This is a genomic window from Dactylosporangium thailandense, from assembly GCF_059739745.1.
The window spans coordinates 164,232-183,097 of sequence record NZ_AP029195.1 but is presented as its reverse complement, the minus strand read 5'-3'; the positions used below and the strand labels follow the sequence as shown (position 1 = coordinate 183,097).

The 18,866-nt window shown below is 69.2% G+C and carries 14 protein-coding genes and 3 pseudogenes; 7 read left to right on the top strand and 10 right to left on the bottom strand.

The genetic code is table 11. From position 1 onward, the window contains the following. Positions 1–129: 129 nt before the first annotated feature. Entirely contained in the window at positions 130–2,310 is a 2,181-nt protein-coding gene (locus AC6JBM_RS00730; protein ID WP_497981666.1) for a malate synthase G, read from the bottom strand. An 87-nt stretch (positions 2,311–2,397) separates the two neighbouring features. On the opposite strand from AC6JBM_RS00730, the pseudogene AC6JBM_RS00725 reads away from it, so the two are divergent. After that, positions 2,398–2,571, top strand: a pseudogene (locus AC6JBM_RS00725) (helix-turn-helix domain-containing protein); the annotation flags it as partial. Positions 2,572–2,685: 114 nt separating this feature from the next. Here AC6JBM_RS00725 and AC6JBM_RS00720 read toward each other — a convergent pair. After that, the gene (locus AC6JBM_RS00720) at positions 2,686–3,075 is read right to left on the bottom strand and encodes a hypothetical protein (RefSeq protein WP_497986770.1); all 390 of its coding nucleotides are present in this window, start codon (positions 3,073–3,075) and stop codon (positions 2,686–2,688) included. 483 nt (positions 3,076–3,558) lie between these two features. Here AC6JBM_RS00720 and AC6JBM_RS00715 point away from each other — a divergent pair, with 483 nt between their 5' ends. The 3 genes from AC6JBM_RS00715 to AC6JBM_RS00705 all read left to right on the top strand — a co-directional run bounded on the left by AC6JBM_RS00715 (position 3,559) and on the right by AC6JBM_RS00705 (position 7,153). Then, complete coding sequence (locus tag AC6JBM_RS00715; RefSeq protein WP_497981665.1) at positions 3,559–4,500, top strand: zinc-binding dehydrogenase; 942 nt, start codon at positions 3,559–3,561, stop codon at positions 4,498–4,500. Between the two features lie 459 nt (positions 4,501–4,959). After that, the gene (locus AC6JBM_RS00710; RefSeq protein ID WP_497981664.1) at positions 4,960–5,826 is read left to right on the top strand and encodes an SMP-30/gluconolactonase/LRE family protein; all 867 of its coding nucleotides are present in this window, start codon (positions 4,960–4,962) and stop codon (positions 5,824–5,826) included. Positions 5,827–5,836: 10 nt separating this feature from the next. Next, on the top strand, positions 5,837–7,153 hold the full coding sequence (locus tag AC6JBM_RS00705; RefSeq protein ID WP_497981663.1) for an LLM class flavin-dependent oxidoreductase: 1,317 nt from the start codon (positions 5,837–5,839) through the stop codon (positions 7,151–7,153). Here the strand turns inward: AC6JBM_RS00705 and AC6JBM_RS00700 are convergent. From AC6JBM_RS00700 to AC6JBM_RS00680, 5 genes are all read right to left on the bottom strand, one after another. After that, entirely contained in the window at positions 7,145–7,408 is a 264-nt protein-coding gene (locus AC6JBM_RS00700; RefSeq protein WP_497986762.1) for a hypothetical protein, read from the bottom strand. The genes AC6JBM_RS00705 and AC6JBM_RS00700 overlap by 9 nt on opposite strands. Positions 7,409–7,446: 38 nt before the next feature. Continuing rightward, positions 7,447–7,602: an aldehyde dehydrogenase family protein gene (locus AC6JBM_RS00695; RefSeq protein ID WP_497986761.1), complete on the bottom strand. Its 156-nt coding sequence runs from the start codon at positions 7,600–7,602 to the stop codon at positions 7,447–7,449. Between the two features lie 93 nt (positions 7,603–7,695). Next, entirely contained in the window at positions 7,696–8,775 is a 1,080-nt protein-coding gene (locus AC6JBM_RS00690; RefSeq protein ID WP_497981662.1) for an ABC transporter ATP-binding protein, read from the bottom strand. Positions 8,776–8,778: 3 nt separating this feature from the next. Further along, positions 8,779–10,440 carry an ABC transporter permease gene (locus tag AC6JBM_RS00685; RefSeq protein WP_497981661.1) on the bottom strand — a complete coding sequence of 554 codons (1,662 nt, stop codon included), beginning with the start codon at positions 10,438–10,440 and terminating at the stop codon, positions 8,779–8,781. A 13-nt stretch (positions 10,441–10,453) separates the two neighbouring features. Further along, entirely contained in the window at positions 10,454–11,554 is a 1,101-nt protein-coding gene (locus AC6JBM_RS00680) for an ABC transporter substrate-binding protein (protein ID WP_497981660.1), read from the bottom strand. A 294-nt stretch (positions 11,555–11,848) separates the two neighbouring features. On the opposite strand from AC6JBM_RS00680, the gene AC6JBM_RS00675 reads away from it, so the two are divergent. The 3 genes from AC6JBM_RS00675 to AC6JBM_RS00665 are packed head-to-tail and all read left to right on the top strand — an operon-like array spanning position 11,849 to position 15,804. Beyond that, on the top strand, positions 11,849–13,582 hold the full coding sequence (locus AC6JBM_RS00675) for a class I adenylate-forming enzyme family protein (RefSeq protein WP_497981659.1): 1,734 nt from the start codon (positions 11,849–11,851) through the stop codon (positions 13,580–13,582). Positions 13,583–13,586: 4 nt separating this feature from the next. Continuing rightward, a complete protein-coding gene (locus tag AC6JBM_RS00670; protein WP_497981658.1) occupies positions 13,587–14,795 on the top strand; it encodes an acyl-CoA dehydrogenase family protein in 1,209 nt (402 codons plus the stop codon). Further along, positions 14,788–15,804: a phosphotransferase family protein gene (locus tag AC6JBM_RS00665; protein ID WP_497981657.1), complete on the top strand. Its 1,017-nt coding sequence runs from the start codon at positions 14,788–14,790 to the stop codon at positions 15,802–15,804. Before AC6JBM_RS00670 ends, AC6JBM_RS00665 begins: the two co-directional genes overlap by 8 nt. Positions 15,805–15,928: 124 nt before the next feature. Here AC6JBM_RS00665 and AC6JBM_RS00660 read toward each other — a convergent pair. From AC6JBM_RS00660 to AC6JBM_RS00650, 3 genes and pseudogenes are all read right to left on the bottom strand, one after another. Then, a pseudogene (locus tag AC6JBM_RS00660) lies at positions 15,929–16,300 on the bottom strand (transposase); the annotation flags it as partial. A gap of 267 nt (positions 16,301–16,567) precedes the next feature. Beyond that, positions 16,568–17,527, bottom strand: a pseudogene (locus AC6JBM_RS00655) (transposase); the annotation flags it as partial. A 9-nt stretch (positions 17,528–17,536) separates the two neighbouring features. After that, positions 17,537–18,733, bottom strand: coding sequence for a TetR/AcrR family transcriptional regulator (locus AC6JBM_RS00650; RefSeq protein ID WP_497981656.1), 1,197 nt, complete (start codon positions 18,731–18,733; stop codon positions 17,537–17,539). Positions 18,734–18,866 lie beyond the last annotated feature (133 nt).

Genomic DNA, 18,866 nt, shown 5'->3' with positions numbered 1-18,866 from the left:
GGGTACGCCGCACGATAAACGACGTGTGATCGTCAGCAAACCTGACATCGACACTTCGTCCAGCTCTACGCTCAGCGGCATGCCCTGCGCACTTGTTTCGTTCCGTAGAGAGAGACGAACGCGAGAGCGTCATGCCTGTGGCTGCTGCTCGGCCGCTTTCACGGCTCGGCGGCACCTGTGCAGGATCGGCTCGGTGTAGCCGGACGGCTGGGTGAGCCCCTCAAAGACCAGGTCGTGCGCGGCGCCGAACGCGGCGCTGTCGTACGACGGACCCATCGGCCGGTAGTCCGGGTCCGAGCCCTGCTGCTCGTCGACCACCGCGGCCATCCGCTGGAACGCGTCCTCGACCTCCTCGGCGGTGACCACGCCGTGACGCAGCCAGTTCGCGACGTGCTGGGCGGAGATCCGGCAGGTGGCACGGTCCTCCATCAGCGCGGTGCCGTGGATGTCGGACACCTTCGAGCAGCCCACGCCGTCATCCACCCAGCGCTTCACGTAACCGAGGATGCCCTGCAGGTTGTTCTCGAGTTCGGCCTTCGTCTCCTCAGCGGTCCACAGCGGCGGGTCAGCGAGGGGGACGGTGAGCAGCTGCTCGATCGTCGTACGACGTCCGTGCCGTTGGGCGGCGAGGAGCTCACGCTGCCGGGCCGCCACGTCGACCTGGTGGTAGTGCAGCGCGTGCAGTGTCGCGGCGGTCGGCGAGGGCACCCACGCGCACGAGGCGCCGGCCCGCGGGTGGACGATCTTCTGCTCGAGCATCGCGGCCATCTCGTCCGGCATCGCCCACATTCCCTTGCCGATCTGCGCCTTGCCATGCAGCCCACAGGCCAGGCCGATGTCGACGTTCTGGCTCTCGTAGGCCGTGATCCACTCCGTTGACTTCATGTCGCCCTTGCGGATCATGGCGCCGCCCAGCATCGAGGTGTGCAGCTCGTCGCCGGTGCGGTCGAGGAACCCGGTGTTGATGAACGCCACCCTGCCACGCGCCGCGTGGATGCACGCCTTGAGGTTGGCCGAGGTGCGCCGCTCCTCGTCCATGATCCCGAGCTTGATCGTCCCGCGCCCGAGCCCGAGCAGGTCCTCGACGGCCGCGAACAGGTCGTCGGTGAACCGCACCTCGTCGGGGCCGTGCATCTTGGGCTTGACGGCGTACATCGACCCGGTGCGCGAGTTGCGCAGCTCGCCGCGGCCCTGGATGTCGACCAGGCTGCAGAGTCCCGTCAGCACCGCGTCCAGGATCCCCTCGGGGATCTCCTCGGCTCCGTTGCCGGCATCGAACAGGATCGCGTCGGTGGTCATAAGGTGGCCGACCTGGCGTACGAACAGCAGCGACCGGCCGGGCAAGACGATCTGGCCATTCGGCCCGTCGTACCGCCGGTCCTTCTCGAGCCTGCGGGTGAACGTCTCCCTGCCCTTGCTCACCTCGGCTGTGAGCGTGCCCCGGTTGAGCAGCAGCCAGTTGCGGTAGCCCGCCACCTTGTCCTCGGCGTCCACCGCGGCCACTGAGTCCTCGAGGTCCATGATCGTCGAGACCGCGGCCTCCAGGAGCAGGTCCTTCACGCCCGCGGCGTCGTCCTTCCCGATCGGGTGCAAGCGGTCGACCTGGATCTCGACGTGCAGCCCGTGGTGGACCAGCAGCACACCCTCGGGGCCGGCCGAGTCGCCGCGGTGGCCTACGTACTGGCCCGGGTCCTGCAACGGCGACGACGACGCACCCAGCGCGACGGTCAACACCCCGCCGCTCGTCGTGTACCCGGTCGCGTCCGCGTGTGACCCGCGCTCGAGCGGGAAGTGCTCGTCCAGGAACGCGCGGCCGTGCGCGATCACTGCGGCCCCGCGGGTCGGGTTATACGAGCTCCCCTTCTCCTTGCCGCCGTCCTCCGGGATGACGTCGGTGCCGTAGAGCGCGTCGTACAGCGACCCCCACCGCGCGTTGGCCGCGTTGGCCGCGAACCGCGCGTTGAGCACGGGTACGACGAGCTGCGGGCCGGCCTGCACCGCGACCTCGTCGTCGACGTTCGCCGTCTCGATCGAGAAGTCGGCCGGCTCCTCGACCAGGTAGCCAAGGTCACGCAGCAGCTGCAGGTACGCCGCCTGGTCGCGCACTGGCCCCGGGTGCACGGTGTGCCACTCGTCGAGCCGCTGCTGCAGCTCGTCCCGGCGGGCCAGGAGCGCGCGGTTGCGGGGCAGGAAGGAACGTAGGATCGCCTCGACCCCGCTCCAGAACGCAGCCTCGTCGATCCCCGAACCGGGCAGCGCCTCGTCGCGCACGAACGCGTGCAGCACCCCCGCGACCTCGAGCCCACCCACGATCACTCGGTCCACCGCGATTCGCCCTACTTTCCATCATACGAAAGAATCTATTCATGTAAGTACCGGCTGTACGGGTGTTGTGGAATGGGAGTCGCCAGTGACCGGAGTGCAGTCCGTGGAGGGGAGCTTCGCCGTGCTCGAGCACTGGGCAGAAGTGAGGGCGTCCTTGCGCTCTCGGAGCTGGCGACGGAGTCCGGGCTGTCGCTCGGGACGGTTCACCGGCTGCTGCGAACGCTGGTCGAGCTCGGGTACGTCCGCCAGGAGCCGTCGTGCACGTACCTCTTGGGCGCCGGCCTCATCCACCTCGGCGAGCGGGCGACCTCCGGGCTGGCCTCGTGGTCCCGTCCGCTCCTCGAAGTGCTGGCTCGGGAGCTAGAGGCGTATACGCTCCTCGTCCCACCACTCCTCCTGATGCGACCGGGCCGACTTGAACCAGCCCTCGGCGTCGGCGGCGTTGGGGAATCGGTTGGTGGCTGCGACGGCGTAGCTGCGCATGACCGGGAACATGGTGCCTGGCCAGTGCCGGTTGGTCTGCGTGGCGACCTGGGGCGGTAGGTATCCTACCCGGCGGCCGCTCATTGCGAACGCCGCGAGCTCGTCCGCCGAGCACGGGCAAGCCGGCACCACGATCTCGAGTCCGGGCACGGCCGCAGCGCGATCGACCCATAGCCATTTCTGCAATGCGGTCTGCTGCGCCGTTGCGAGTGGCTGAGCCGTGAGCTCAGCGATCGCATTGGTCGATGCCTTCACGTCTTGTGCCACAGCAACTCCTTCGCGTCCGCAGCGGTCAGGGCGTAGTCGCGATCCCGCTCCAGATCAGCAGGAACTGCATGGTGGCGAGTCTTCGAGTATGAGCCGGGCAACACCCTGCCGCGAGGCGCGAGTTCCTCCTGCCAGAACATCCCGGGAGATTCACGCCGTCGGCCGGAGCTGCTCCGCAGCCCGGATCTCCGCGGTACATCTCGAGATGGCGGACGGCGGAGGGCGCCGCGCGGGTCGATGACGGGTACCGCTAGGGCGCTCAGTTGCTGGCGGGGCCGGTGAACCGGATCGGGCGGCCCAGCGCGCCCGCCGGCTAACTGTCGGGCGGGGCCGGAGCGTGAAGCGCTATGAGACGTGGCTGGCCGAGGCACTGAGTCGCGAGCTGCCGCCGCGCGTGTCACTGTCGAATGCCGGCGACATATGAGATCTGATACGCTAAATTGATCGCGAAGCCCATCGCCGTCCAGCACGGAGGAGCCTACTGTGACCTCAGTCCGGGCCGTACTCGTCGACGACTCCGCCGCCGGCCGGCTCGCCGTCGGGACCACCCAGCAACGATCGCCCCGGCCCGACGAGTCGGTCGTCCGAGTCGGGGCGATCTCGCTGAACCGCGGCGAAGTGCGCCAGGCCCAGATGGCACCAGCGGGCGAACGACCGGGTTGGGACCTCGCCGGCACGGTGGAGTCCGCCGCGGCCGACGGCACCGGCCCCGAGCCCGGCCAGCGGGTCGTCGGCCTGCTGCGCAACGGCGCCTGGGCCGAGTCGGTGAACGTCCCGACGACCAACCTCGCCGTGCTGCCGGACTCGATCCCGTTCGAGTCGGCCGCCGCGCTTCCGGTCGCGGGCCTGACGGCGCTCTACGCGCTCGACCAGGCCAACGGTCTGGCCGGCCGGTCCGTGCTCGTGACCGGAGCATCCGGCGGAGTCGGATCGTTCGCGGTGCAGCTCGCGTCCGCGGGGGGCGCCCGCGCAGTGGCGCTGATCCAACACGGGCGGCATCTCGCGGCCGTGCAGGCCGTCGGCGCCGACCACATCGTCGTTGACCCCACCGGCGAGCAGGCCCGACCGTTCGGTCCGTACGACCTGGTACTCGACGCGGTCGGCGGGCCGGCGTTCACGGCTTTGGCGACGATGCTCGCCCCGCACGGCCGGCTGGTTTCCTACGGGATGGCCGACCTGACACCCCCGCCGCTGGACATAGTCCGGCTCCTGCAGGCTCGGGCCAGCCTCAGCGCATTCCACGTGTTCGAGGAGATGAACAGGGAGACCGCGGGCGTCGGGCTAACCCGGTTGCTGCGGCTGATACAGGCCGAACGACTCACGCCGATGGTCTCGCTGCAGGACGATTGGAACAACATCGGCCGCGTCGCGGAGCAGCTCATCGGCCGCAGCTTTCCCGGCAAGGCGGTCTTGACCGTCGCGTGATCGCGACCGGCCCCGGGTCCGGCTGACGCCGCTCGACTGAAGCCGCCGGCCAGGCACCGCTGGGGCGCGCTACTGAGCGTGGAGGTAGCCGTCGTCGAGATGATTCCGGAGCGATCGTCCGACGTTCAGCGACAGTCGCGACAGATCGTTGACCATCGATGCCGACGCGAGCAGGAGGCCACCCGGTACCGCCAGTTGAAGTGGATGCCAACCTTCATGAGCGTCTCCAGATTCAAACGAAACTTGAATATCACGCGCAGGCTACGAAACGGTTCCAGATCTCAGAACTCGCCACGCCCGGCGACGAGACCTCCGTGGTACTCATGCACCACGAGCCAGACAGGGGAGCGATAAGATGGCAGATTCGTTCGTGGCGCTCAGCTTCGTCGCGTCGACGACGCCGAAGGGCGGCCCGGTGCGCGCTATCCATGTCGTTCGCGACTTGGCCCGGCGCTAGCCATGGCCGCAGCGGAAGCCGAGTTGCTGCTCGACGGGCTCACGTTCGCCGAGAGCCCGCGCTGGCACGACGGGCGGCTGTGGTTCGCCGACATCTTCGCCGGTCGCGTGATGGCCGTCGACGAGGACGGCAATGCCGAGGTGATCGTGGAGTTCACCGAGGGAGAACGTCCATGCGGTCTGGGATTCCTGCCTGACGGGCGCCCGCTGATCGTTGACATGAGCCGGCCCCGGATTCTCCTCCTTGACCGGCCCGGCGTGGTGAGCGTGCATGCGGATCTGACCGAACTGGCTGTCGGTGGCCTCAACGACATGCTCGTCGATGGCACGGGACGCGCGTACGTCGGCTCGATGGGAACGCACAGCGCACGGGAGCCGAGGCCGGTCGACGCCGACGGCAACGTCATCCTCGTCGAACCGGACGGCTCGGCCCGTGTTGTCGCTGAAGGGCTGGACGCGCCGAACGGCGCCTGCCTGATCGACGATGGCCGGACGTACGTGGTCGCCGAGTTCCCGGCGGCCCGCCTCACCGCCTTCGACCGCGCTGCCGACGGCTCGCTCGGCGGCCGTCGTCTCTGGGCGGATCTCACCCCTGGAAGCGCCGACGGGATCTGCGCAGATGCGGCGAACGGCATTTGGACGGCCTCGCCGCGCCAGTTCGCCTGCCGGCGTGTGGCTGAAGGCGGGGAGGTCACGCGGGTGGCGGCGTTCGGGGACAAGATGCCACTCGCCTGCTGCCTTGGCGGGCGGGACGGGCGGACGCTGTTCGTCCTCAGCGCGGTGGGCGGCGAGGAGCGCATCGCCGCGCGGACCTGCACCTCGGTCATCGAGACGGTGCGCGTCGACGTCGGGGCATTCAGATCGGTTTGAGGAGCAACGGATGCGGATCGGCCTGCAGTTCTTCCTTCAGCTCCCCCGACCGTGGTCACCCGGCGCCGAGTGTCAACTTATCGAGAACGCGCTGGCACAGATGGAGCTGGCCGATGCGCTTGGCTACAGCCACGCGTGGTTCGCCGAGCAACACTTCCTCGAGGAGTACTCGCACTCATCAGCACCCGAGCTCATCCTGGCCGCCGCGGCCCGCACGACGAGCCAGATCCGGCTGGGCCACGCAGTCGTGCTGACACCGCCGCCGTACAACTCGCCGGTCCGCGTGGCCGAGCGCCTCGCGACGCTCGACCTCATCTCACACGGCCGGGTCGACTTCGGCTTCGGGAACTCGAAGTCACGGATGGAGCTCGAGGGCTTCGGCGTCGACCCTGCCTTGCGCCAAGAGATGACCCTCGAGGCGGTGGAGCAGATCGCGGCGATGATGAGCCGCGAGCCCTATCCGGGCCACACCGGTCGATTTTTGTCGATGCCGGCGCGCAACGTCATCCCCAAGCCGGTGCAGCGGCCGCACCCGCCGCTGTGGATGGCATGTTCGACCGAGGCCTCGGTACTGCTCGCGGCCCGGCTCGGCGTCGGCGCGCTCGCCCACACGTTCGCCGATCCGGACGAGGCCCGGCGGATCGTCACGGCGTACTACGAGACGTTCCGGAACGAGTGCGTGCCGATCAGCGCCACGGTCAACCCGAACGTGGCGATGCTCATGCCGTTCCATTGCGAGGCGGACGGCGATGCGGCCCGGGCGCGAGGGCTCGAGGCGCACGGCTACTTCACCTTCGCGCTCCGCCACTACTATTCGTTCGGCCGCCACCGCCCCGGACGGACCGACATCAGCGAACTCTACGAGGCCACGCGTCGGGAGATGGGCGGCGATCCCGTCGTCGGCACCAGCACCGCGTTCGGCACACCCGACCAGGTGGCCGACTACCTCGCGGAGTTCGCCGCCGCCGGCCTCGACCAGGCTGTGCTGCTGCACGATGCGGGCGGGCTGAGTCAACAGGCCGTGCTGGCGTCGTTGGAGATGTTCGGCCGGGCCAAGCTGCCGCGCTTCGCCGAGCAGGATGCCCGGCGGCAGCGGCGCAAGGACGCCGAGCTCGCACCGTTCGTCGCGCAGGCACTGGACCGGCGGGCCCGCGACGCCGGCAGCGGGGCCAGCACGGCTGTCGAGGCGTACGGCCGGAACCGTCCGAGCCCGTCGCGCGACGGGCTCACCGCCGGACAACGCGCTCAGCTCGAACGGCTCGACGAGCTCAAACGCGTCGCGATGGCGGTGGAGCAGGACGCGGCCGACCGACCGCGTCTAGATTGACATCCCACCGCCCATGTCGACCATGACCCCGACCGTCGCGCTCGCGGCGTCCGAGGCCAAGAAGGCGACCAGGTTGGCAACCTCCTCGGCCGGCTCGTAGCGCTGGATCGCGGTACGCCCGCGTGGGTAGAGCGTCTCCGGGCGACAGCACCGGGGTCGACGTCGTCGAGCAGAATCGCCGGGTCGTTGCCACCCAGCTCCAGCGTCACCCGAGCCCGTGAACGAGATCTTGCGCAGAACCGGATGCTCCGTCATCCACGCGCCGAGGGGGTCCTTGCCGGTGACGACGTTCATCACGCCGGGCGGAAGGATCCGGCCCAGGATTTCCCCATTTTCAGCGTGGCCAGCGGTGTGAAGGGCGAAGGTTTGAGCACCATGGTGTTTCCCGCCCGGAACGCTGGTGCGATCTTCCACGCGGCAAGGCTGAGCGGGAAGTTCCACGGCGTGATCGCCGCGACGACACCGAACGGTCGACGGTGTACCTGTATTACGGCTTCGCCGATTCCCTGAGCCCATCGTGGCTGCCTGCCTCGACACCCAGGTCAGGCTGCGGCCCCCGATCGGAAAACGACCGCAGACTTCAGCTCAAACCCCACGACCACCTGCTCGCCCACCATCGCGACGACATCGTGGTGGCCGCTGGTCGCGCGGATTCGTGAATCGCCCAGTTGCAGGATCCACTCCGTCACCTCGCCGGCGAAGACCTTGTCATGGACGGTCGCCTCCAACTTCACGCCGTACCCCGCCATCGCCGCCGGAGTGCCGATGCTGATGTCGCTCGTCCGCAGGAAGAGGTCGTACCTGCCCTCGTCCAGCCCGTGCCCCTCGGCGACCTGCGCGGGCAGTCCATTGGCCAGCCATCCTCCCTGCCTATTCTCGAGGGCGACGCGGTTGTCGATGCCCAGAAAGTCCGCGACATAGGGCGACTTCGGCGACCGGAAGAGCTGCTCAGGTGTCCCGACCTGCGCCACCTTCCCACGTTCGAGTACGACCACTCGGCTACCGAGCTGCATGGCCTCGGTCTGGTCATGTGTCACGTAGACACCGGTGAACCCGAGACTCCGGTGCAGCTCGCGGATCTGCTGGCGCAGCTGAACACGCAGGCGGTAGTCCAAGTTCGACAAGGGCTCGTCGAAGAGGATGAGGCTCGGCTCGCCCACGAGCGCCCTCGCAAGGGCGACGCGCTGCTGCTGGCCCCCGCTGATCTGCGAGGGCAGCCGGTCAGCGAGGTGCTCACATTCAATCAGGCTCAACGTCTCGTACGCGCGACGTCGCCGCTCCTCGCGGGGCAGACGGCCGCGGTAGCGCAGGGGAAACTCGACGTTCTTCACCACCGACATGTGTGGCCAGAGCGCATAGTTCTGGAAGACCATCCCGAGATCGCGGCGGTGCGTCGGAACTTCGCCCCAGTCTCCGAAGACCTGCTGATCCGCGATCGATATCTCGCCGCTGTCGGGACGCTCCAAGCCTGACAGGCAGCGGAGCAACGTCGTCTTCCCACACCCACTCGGGCCGAGGAGCACCAACATCTCACCTGGCTCGATCGCGAGGCTGAGCTCATCGATCGCGAGCACGTCGCCACCGAAGGTCTTGCACAGTCGGGCGATCTCGACTCCGGGCATCTTCTAGGTCCTTTCCAGCGACTTGGTGCCACCGATCAGCACCGCCGCGACGATTCCGATGGAGCTCACGACCACCATGAGCAGGGCTACGACGGCGATCTGGGGAGCGGTGCCGAAGTTCGTCGCGTCGTAGAGCAACGCGCCCATCACCCGGCGCCCCGGCGAGGTGACCATGAGCGAGACGGCGAACTCGTGGACGACCATGATCACTACCAGTGAGGCGGCCACGCTGATCCCGGTGCGGGTCAGCGGCATGCCCACCCGCCAAGCGGTGGCCAGCGGGCCGGCCCCACCGACCCGGGCCGCTTCGGCGTACTCCGGCCCGACGGTCATCATCGCGCTCAGCTGCGGCCTGATGGCGTGCGGCACCATCAGGCTGACATAGGCGACCACGACCATTGCGGTCGTCCCGTACAGCCGGAAGGGCGGCTCGGTGTAGGTGAGCAGGAAGGCGAACCCGAGCAGGACCGCCGGCATGCTCAGACTGACGCTGCTGAGCATGTCGACGCTGCGCCGTGCCAGTCGCGACGCGCCGGAGCGACCGACCAGCGCGAGCGCGCACAGATAGCCCAGCGGTACGACGATGATCACGGTGAACAGGACCGCCCAGCCCGTCGTGGAGATCGCCTCCTGGGTCGCCGGGTTCGACAGCGCGCGGTCCCAGTTGGCGAAGGTGAACGACGTGACGTCGATTCGACCGGACCAATAGGGTACGAGCGACACCACGATCAGCGCGGCGAGCGGCAGCACTACCGCGACGCCGAGGTAGAGCGCCACCGGGATGAGCGCCCACCAAGAGCTTCGGGTGCCGACCTGTCCCCCACGACCCGACATGGCGACGAACCGGCGCTCGTCGCCGATCGCCCACCGCTGGCCGACGACCACGAGGACACCCAAGAGCAGCAGCGGGACGGCGAGAACGGCCCCCATCGCGTAGTCGACCGGCGGCGCGCTGGCCACGCGGTACATCACTGTGCTGATCACCTCGATGTTGCGCGGGCCGCCCAGGAGCAGCGGCGTGGTGAACTGACCGAGCGCGAGCAGAAACACGATGCCGGTCGAGTAGGTCAGCGCCGGCCTGAGCAGCGGGAGCGTCACCCTCCCGAAGGTCTCCCACCCGTTCGCCCCGAAAGTCGACGCCGCCAGCTCCAGCTCGACGCCTCGCTGGCGGAGGCTCGCGCTGACGAATAGGTAGACGAACGAGGTCAGGGTGATCCCGGAGATCGCGATCATCCCGGCCATGGTGTAGATGTCGATCGGGCCCGTGTCGGAGGAGAAGAGGCCCGTCTCACGCAGCAGTTGGTTGATCACGCCGGTCCGCGGCGAAAGCAGGTAGGTCCAGCCGGCCACCTTGGCCACCGGGGGCAGCATCAGCGGCACCATCGGCAGGAAGGCCACGACCCCGCGCATCCGCGGCGGCGTCCGCAGCGTGACCCAGGCGAGCGTAGTCCCGCTCGGCACCGCGATCACCACCGTGCCGACCGCCAGCACCAGCGTGTTGAGCAGCGCGGTGCCGAGGCCGGGGTAGTCCAGGGCACGCCGGAAGGCGCCGGTGTCGGTCGCCATCTTCGCCTCGAGGTTGACCAGCGGCCACAGGATCAGCATGGCCATGACCAGCACCAGGGCCCACCAGGCGATGCCTCGCCGGTTCTTGGGGGACTCCATGAGGACGAGGACCTCAGCGACCCAGGCTCGGCAGGAAGTCGCCGTCGTAGAAGTCAGACTGCTCGGGGGTCAGCACGCCGTCGGTTAAGTGGCTGCCCTCGGGGATCGAGGTCATGGTCGAGGGCACGTCGCCGAGCTCAGCCTTCTGGAGGGGCGTCCACGCATTGCCCTCGCCGAAGAGCGCGACCTGACCCGCCGGCGACAGCAGCCAGTTGACGAGCACCTGGGCGGCGTTCGGGTGGGCGGTGCCGACGATCCCGGTGTAGCCGCCGATGGCGATCGCGGGCTCGAGGGGCACGAACTCGATCGGAGCGCCCTGGTCGGCCAGCGCCTGGGTCGCGGACTTCGTCGCGTAGAAGCCGACGGCGATCTCGCCCGATCCGACATCGGTCGCCAGCGGCGTGGTCCCGTTCTCGTAGGCGCGCGGCTGCAGCGACGCCAGCTGCTTGAGGGCGTCGGGGCCACCCATCTCCTGGGTGGCGTAGTACCACCACTGCTCGGCGGCCGGCGAGCCCTCCCCTGGGACGATGCCGATGTTGCGGCTCAGCGCGGGCTGCAGCAGGTCCTTGTACCCGGTGATGGGATCCGCCTTGAGCTCCTGAAGGCGGTCGGCATTGACGGCGGCGCCCAGCGGCGTGGCGCCCGACAGGACGTACTTGTCGCCGCCGAGCACGTACGACTTCTTGTCCGACCAGTACTTGTCGAGCGCCGGGCCCGTGATCTGGGGCAACCGATCGACGTTGCGGTCCCACCAGCCCTTGGACGACGCCATCGCGACGTCGGCGCCGGTCGAGGTCGTCCCCTTCTCGGCGTCCAGCTTCGCGGTCAGCTCGCCGGACGCATAGTGGACGACGACCAGCTTGATGTCCGGGTAGGCCTTCGCGAAGGCCGGCGGCAGCGTCGTCGCCGCGCCGTCACTGGCCGTGTACAGCACCACCTTGCCCTCGTCGTTCGCCGCGTCGACGATCTGCTGCCACTCGGTCCCGCCACCCAGGTTCGGGTCGACGCCGCTCGTCGGTCCGGCATCGTTGGACTCCGAGCCGCACCCGGCGGTGAAAAGCGCCACGGCACAGAGCGCCGGCGCCAGAAGGAGGGTTGCCCGCTTGAGGATCACGCTGTTACCCCTTTGACTCTCCGCAAAGTCTGATGTACGAGATATGAGATTCTGACCCTAGAGAGTCGACGCGAAGATGCGCAAGGTTCATCTTCATGGGGGCGCGCGGTGGGGAACACTTGATCGTGAAGACACCGATTTCCGCATGCCGGAACGACCTGAGTGGCCTCCGGATCGCCGATGAGCTGTTCCGGTTCGTCGAGGAGGAGGCGCTCCACAGGTTCGGGCGTGCCCCCGACTGGAGTTCGATGTACGGTATCTCGGATATCACGACAGGCCGGAGAGGTGTGAGGCATGGAGGATGCGGACCTGCGCGCCACGATCGTGGCGCAGCTCACGGGACCGGACGGACCCTTCCCGGTGCGTACGGCGCGGATCCGCGGCGTCGACCTCCGCATCTACTCGACGACCCCGGACAGCATCCGGGACGTGCTCGTCTCCGGCCGGCACTGGGGCGAGCGACCCGCGCTGACGTACGAGGACGAGCAGTACACCTGGTCGGAGTACGTGCACCTGGTCGGCCGGTTCGCGAGCGCCCTCGTCAAGCGCTATGGAATCCGGCCGGGCGACCGGGTGGCCGTCGCCGCGCGCAACTACCCCGAGTGGGTGATCGCCTTCAGCGCGAGCGTCAGCGTCGGCGCCGTCTGCGTCCCGCTCAACTCCTGGTGGACGGCCGCCGAGCTCGCCAACGCCCTCGCGGACTGCGCGGCTGCCGTCGTCGTCGCCGACGCCGAGCGGAGCGAGCTGATCCACCGCGAACGGCACCGCCTCCCCGCACTACGCAGCGTGGTCGAGGTTCGGCCCTCCCCAAAGCCCAGTGGCGACGACACCTGGGCCGCGGTCCTGGACGACCACCGCACCGAACTGGACCTGACCGCCGTCCCCCTCGCCGCCGAGGACGATGCGACGATCATGTACACCTCAGGCACCACCGGCACACCGAAGGGTGCCGTCGCGACGCACCGGGCGCACCTGAGCACGATGATCAACATGCGGCTGTACAGCCAGGTCGAGGCCCGGCTGGCACAGCTGCGCGGCGAGCCCGCTCGGCAACCGCCGTCGGTTCCCACGGCACTGGTGGTCGGACCCCTGTTCCATGTCGCCTCACTGCCGCGGATCATCTCCGCCGCGGCGACCGGATCCCACCTCGTGCTCATGCGCAAGTGGGATGCCGGGCGGGCCGTGGAGCTGATCCAGCGCGAACAGGTGGACACTGTCCCCGGCGGTGTCCCGACAGTCATCTCCGCGCTCCTCGACGAGGTCGAGCGGACCGGCGTACGGCTGCCCTCGCTCCGCAGCTTGACGTCCGGCGGAGCGCCCCTCACCTCCGCTCTGGTCGCCCGAATCGGGACCGTCTTCGACCGCCGAGTGGCGGGGGGATCGGGTTACGGCCTGACCGAGACCTGCGGCCCGATGGTCATGATCGGGTCACACGACTTCTTCGAACGTCCCCTGTCGGTGGGGTCGACCTTCCCGACGACGGAGATCCGGGTCGTGGGGGTCGACGGGAACGACGTCCCGACCGGACAGGTGGGCGAGGCCTGGCTGCGCGGCCCGAACTCCGCCTACCGGTACTGGAACCAGGAGAGCGACGCGTTCGACGCCGCGGGCTGGTTCCACTCCGGGGACCTCGTGCGCATCGACGAGGATGATTTCGTCTACGTCGTCGACCGGATCAAGGACGTCGTGATCAGGTCCGGCGAGAACGTCTACTGTGCGGAGGTGGAGGACGTGCTCAGCGCCCACCCCGATGTCGAGGACAGCGCGGTCCTGGGCCGTCCGCACGATGTCCTCGGCGAGGAGGTCGTCGCGGTCGTCCGCATACGACCGGGGTCCGCGACGACCGCGGCGGACCTCCAGGTGCACGTCGGCCGGCACCTGGCCGCGTTCAAGGTTCCCGCCGAGATCTACCTGCAGGCCGGGGATCTCCCGCGCAACGCGGTGGGCAAGATCCTGAAGCGGCAGCTCCGGGACCGACTGGCACGACTGGATGCCGCCGCCGCGTCGCGGTCGGCCGAGTGGAGGTGACGACGTGGACTTCGAGATGAGCCCCCGGGCTGCCGAGCTGTACGAGCGCCTACAGCTCTTCATGACCGAACGGGTCTATCCGGCCGAACGCGTCTACGAGGAGCAGCTGGCCGCGGCGGGCCCGCACGCCCAGCCGCCGATCATGGAGGAGCTCAAGAGCGCGGCCCGCGAGGCCCGCCTGTGGAACCTCTTCCTGCCGCACGCGACGGAGGCGGGCGGAGGGTTGAGCACCCTCGACTACGCGCCGCTCGCCGAACTGAGCGGTCGGAGCATGATCGGGCCGGAAGCCCTGAACTGCTCGCCTCCGGACACCGGGAACATGGAGCTGCTGGCCATGTTCGGCACCGACGAGCAGAAGGAACGCTGGCTCGCCCCGCTGTTGGAGGGCACGATCCGTTCGGCGTTCCTGATGACGGAGCCCGATGTCGCCGGATCGGACGCGACCAACATCCGGTGCAGCATCGTCCGCGACGGAGACGACTACGTCATCAACGGCAGGAAGTGGTGGATCTCGGGGGCGGCCGACCCCCGGTGCAGCCTCGGCATCGTCATGGGGAAGACCAATCCCGACGCGCCGACGTTTCGCCAGCAGAGCATGGTCCTGGTGCCGTTCGACTCCCCGGGACTCGAGGTCGTCCGGGACCTGCTCGTCCTCGGCTACAACCACAAGGCGGGGCACTGCGAGGTCACCCTCGACGACGTCCGCGTCCCCGTCTCCCACCTCCTCGGCAGCGAGGGCGGCGGCTTCGAGATCGCCCAGGCGCGGCTGGGGCCGGGGCGGATCCACCACTGCATGCGATCGATCGGTGCCGCCGAGCGCGCGCTCGAGCTGATGTGCCTCCGCGCGAAGAGCCGGGTGGCGTTCGGCCGCCCGCTGGGCGAGCAGGGCCTGATCCAGAAGTACATCGCCGACAGCCGCATCGAGATCGACCAGGCGCGGCTGCTCACCTACCACGCGGCCTGGCTCATGGACCGGGCCGGGAACAAGGTGGCCCGGTCCGCCATCTCGGCCATCAAGGTGGCGGTCCCGGCCATGGCCAGTCGCGTCCTCGACCGGTCGATGCAGGTGCACGGCGGCGCGGGCCTGTCGCAGGACTTCCCGATGGCGGAGGCCTTCGCACGACAGCGGGCGCTGCGTCTCCTGGACGGACCCGACGAGGTGCACCTGCGGACGGTCGCGCGCATCGAGCTGGCTCGGTACGACGATGCATGAGGCCGAGGTGCTCCGGGCGACGCGCTGGATCTCGGGTCACGGGATCCCCCTCGACGGTCCCGCCCGGGCCACGCTGATCGCGGGCGGCCGCTCGAACCTCACCTACAGGATCGAGGACACCGCCGGCCGGGCGTACGTGCTGCGCCGGCCGCCGACCAGGTCCGCGCAGCCCCGGGCACACGATGTGGAGCGCGAGTACTCCGTCCTCTCCTGCCTCCAGGGCAGTGCGGTGCCGGTGCCGGAGCTGTTCGGGCTGTGCTCGGACCCGTCGGTGCTGGGAGCGCCGTTCTACGTGATGGAGTACGTCGACGGGGTGGTCCTGACCAACGACGACGACGGCGCCGCCTACCCGGTCGGGTCACGGGCAGCCGCGACGACCAGCCTCGTCGACGCGCTCGCCGCGATCCACGAGCTCGACGTCGATGCCGTCGGTCTCGGACAGCTCGGGCGGCGCGAGGACTACCTGCCGCGACAGCTCGCTCGCTGGCACCGGCAGTTCCACGCCGTCAGCGAACGGTCGCTGCCGGTCATCGACGAGGTCTGGACGCGGCTGGGCGCCACCACCCCGCCGCAGCGGTACACCGGCCTGGTCCACGGGGACTTCCGGTTCGGCAACCTCCTGGTCGGCGAGGACGGGCGAGCTCGCGCCGTCCTGGACTGGGAGCTGTGCGCACTCGGGGACACGCTCGCCGACCTCGGGTGGCTGACGGCGCTGTGGCGCGAACCGGGTGAACCCGAGGTCTCGCCGTCGCCGACCGGGCACCCAGGCTACCCGACCCGCGACTCCGTCATCGACCAGTACGGGGCACGCACCGGGCGCGACGTCTCGGACATCGGGTGGTACCAGGCGTTCGCGCTGTGGCGTCTGGCGTGCATCGGCGAGGGCATCTACGCTCGGTACCGCGACGGCGCCATGGGAGACACCGAGTTCGACGTCGCGGCGCAGCGGGACCACGTCGTCGACCTCGCGGAGGCGGCCGCTCGAGCGCTGCCCCGCGACACCGTCTAGGTGGCTGGTGTCAAACGATGGTCTGGCCCTCCGGGCCAGACCATCGTTTGTGTTGGCTGGTGGGTGCGGGAGTGGGGATCTGTTGCTGGGTTGGGGTGTAGCCGGGGTGGGTTCGGTGTTCAGGTTAGGTTGAAGGTCCAGCCTCGGGTGGTGTGGGTGAGGCCGAGGGTGGCGAGTCTGGCGAGGTTGACCGCGGCGGCGAGGAGGTTGAAGTCGGCGGCGACGCGGATGCATCCGCGTATCTGATCGGCTCGAACCAACCGCGGGGGCGCGTCGGCCGCCGTAGCGGCGGCGCATGAGGTGCGCAAGTTTGCGTTCGACTTTGGGTCGGGTGGCGCGGTATTCGGCCTTCCAGGCGGGGGTCCTGTTGGCGGGTGCGGGCGGCGGTGAGGCGGGCCTCGTGGTGGCCGATGGTGATGCTGCGGCCGGTCTTGGAATCGGTGCATTGCCCGCGTAGTGGGCAGGTGGCGCAGGCTGCGCCGAAGTCGGCTTTGCCGGCGTGCCGGGCGTGGTCCTTGACCTTCCGGATGGGCGGGGAAGGCTTCTCAATGGCCGTCTGTGCGGCAGTTGGGTCCCAGCGCGTGGCTGGACAACGAGCTTGCCTTCCCTCTCCTGGGTTGAGGTTAGCCGGGTGTCGCGGGTTCAGATGATGGCCCAACCGTCGGGGTAGTGGTGGAGGCCGAGGTTGATCAGTCGGCGGAGGTTGAGGGCGGCCATGCGGGTGTGCAGCCACCAGTCGTTGGCGGTTACGCCGCGGTAGCGCGGTGTCGGCGGTCTCGTCGATGGCGAAGTCGTCCAGGGTGAACCCGCCAGCAACGGCGGGGGTGAGCGGCCCCGGTTTGATGATCGCGGTGTGTCCCGCTTGGGCGAGGGCGGCGCGGGCATCGCCGGTGCCGTAAGCCGAATCACCCAACACTTCGAACCCGTCGGGCGGATCGACCGGGTCGTTGTCCAGCAGGTTCAGACCGACCACGGCGTCATGGTTGTCCTCGCCGCAGGTCATGGTGAGCTCACCAGCGGTGAACAGCCCGGTATCCGATTCGATCGCGACGTGGGCCTTGTAGCCGTCCTGGCGGTGGTGCACGGTCTTGTGTCCGTGCCGAGCCTGCGTATCGACGGTGGAGATGACCCGGTCTTGCGCGACCCGGTGAGCGATCCGCCATCCGCCGTTGGTGCCATCGGAGCCGTCGGCGGGTTCGACGTCCTGCCCGGCCGCCAACGCCAACAAGGCCACCGCTTGGGCGGCCGACTCGTCCAGCTCGACGCCGGCCAGTTCGGCCACGATCGTGTCCGCGTCCTTGACCAACGCCGAGACCAGCGCATCCCGGGCCGCCCTGTCATCCCACGCCATCGCAGGCTTGCCCGCATCGTCCCAGTCGTGCGCGTGGCAGCGGGCCGCGATCAAGTCAGCGGCACCAGGGATCAGGCGGTGGACCCGGCGGACCGCGGCGATCGACTGGGTCACCGTGTCTTTCGTGGCCACTGCGTCATCCAAAACCACCGAGTCCAACGCCCGCCGGACCTTGCCTGACAGGACACCGGTTTCGGCGACCACGTGGCGGACCGCTTCGAAGATCCGGTCCGGACGCTCCCAGGCGCGCAGCCGGTTGCGCCACACCGTCAACGTGGTCGGGTGGAACGTCGGGTCGAACCCCGCGTGGTCGATCGGCAGCCCACCCGCCACCTTCCACCGCAGATCACACCGCAACGCCGTCATAGCCTCGCCACGCCACTATTCAGGGGTCCCCGGCAGCGCGATGGCCGAGGCGATGCGGAGGAGATTGGCAGAATCGGCCACGGCTCCCCTCCGCACGCCACCCACGATCGCCTCGTTCAAGGCACCGAAGGCCGCGCCCGCCCTCAACCTGCTCGCCGCGCGTCCGCTCTCGGGGTCGCCGAGCTCGAGAACGCGCGCCAGCTCGTCGACGTACACCCGGTGCCGCTTGCGCCGCTCGGACCGGTACTCGGCCGATAGCGCGTAGGGCTCGATGTTCTGCACGACGACGAGCTCCGGGAAGTCGACCGCGAGGGAGACGTAGCTGGCCAGCATCGCCCGGGCCGCCTCGCTCGCCGAGGCCGATCGCCGCAGCGCGAGCGCGACCCCGGCGGAGATCTGCTCGCTACCGCGCAGGATGGCCGCGGCGAGCAGATCCTCCTTGCTGCCGAACTGCCGCGCCACGGCGGAGCCTGTGATCCCCAGGGGCGCACCGATGTCGCCGAGGGAGACGGCCGCGTAGCCCCGCTCGCAGAACAGAGGGATCGCCACCGCGAGGATGGCCTCCCGGCGGTTCACGTGCGTGAGCGACGACCGCGGGCTCGGCGCCGCCGCTGCGCGACCGACCGACCGCAGGGTTAGGGAGCTCAGGTCCTCGATGCTCTGCCGAGCCAGGACACCGCGCTGGGTCTGGGAGCCCGCGCGCGCCAGGGACAGGTGGGTGAGCGCGCCGGCGATGGCGCGGGCCCGCAGTGCCTCCGCGGACCACGCCTCATGCTCGCCGATCGGCGGCAGCAGGCCGTCCCACCCGGCGTCGAAGCGCTCACGCCGCCGGCGTACCCGGACGAGAGGCTCTCCCGTCAGGAGACCTGCGTACCTGACCGTGACGTACATGGCGTTCGGTTCCCGCATCGCGGCGCCCACCAGCGCCCGGATCGATGCGGCCGGGCGTGAACCACCGTCAACCCGAGCGTGCGCGTCGTGCTCCTCCACGATGCGATCGAGGTGGCCGGCGATGATCTCGGCGAGCAGCGTCTGCTTGCTGTCGAAGTAGCGGTAGAGAGCAGGGCCGCTCAGCCCGATCTCGGCGCCGATATCGTCGATGCCCACCTGCGCGAAGCCGCGCTGGCGGATCAGGTGGGCGGCGGCCGCGAGGATCGACGACCGGCGTTCGCCCTGTCGATCCCGGGCCGCCTGCGGGGCCGAGGACGTCACCGCGCCGCCATTGGGTTGTTAACGTTCATTGCAATCAAACCTCAGTTCGGGCTATGGTCGTGCGGACGCACCGGCACCGGTCAGCACGGGTTTTCCCCAGCCTATACCGCCGTTCTCACGGCGGGCGTCCACT

Excerpts from the sequence above, each read along its gene's own strand:
- AC6JBM_RS00710 (WP_497981664.1), top strand. The coding sequence starts at position 4,960 with ATGGCCGCAGCGGAAGCCGAGTTGCTGCTCGACGGGCTCACGTTCGCC.
- AC6JBM_RS00705 (WP_497981663.1), top strand. The coding sequence starts at position 5,837 with ATGCGGATCGGCCTGCAGTTCTTCCTTCAGCTCCCCCGACCGTGGTCA.
- AC6JBM_RS00700 (WP_497986762.1), bottom strand. The coding sequence starts at position 7,408 with ATGACGGAGCATCCGGTTCTGCGCAAGATCTCGTTCACGGGCTCGGGT.
- AC6JBM_RS00690 (WP_497981662.1), bottom strand. The coding sequence starts at position 8,775 with ATGCCCGGAGTCGAGATCGCCCGACTGTGCAAGACCTTCGGTGGCGAC.
- AC6JBM_RS00685 (WP_497981661.1), bottom strand. The coding sequence starts at position 10,440 with ATGGAGTCCCCCAAGAACCGGCGAGGCATCGCCTGGTGGGCCCTGGTG.
- AC6JBM_RS00675 (WP_497981659.1), top strand. The coding sequence starts at position 11,849 with ATGGAGGATGCGGACCTGCGCGCCACGATCGTGGCGCAGCTCACGGGA.
- AC6JBM_RS00665 (WP_497981657.1), top strand. The coding sequence starts at position 14,788 with ATGCATGAGGCCGAGGTGCTCCGGGCGACGCGCTGGATCTCGGGTCAC.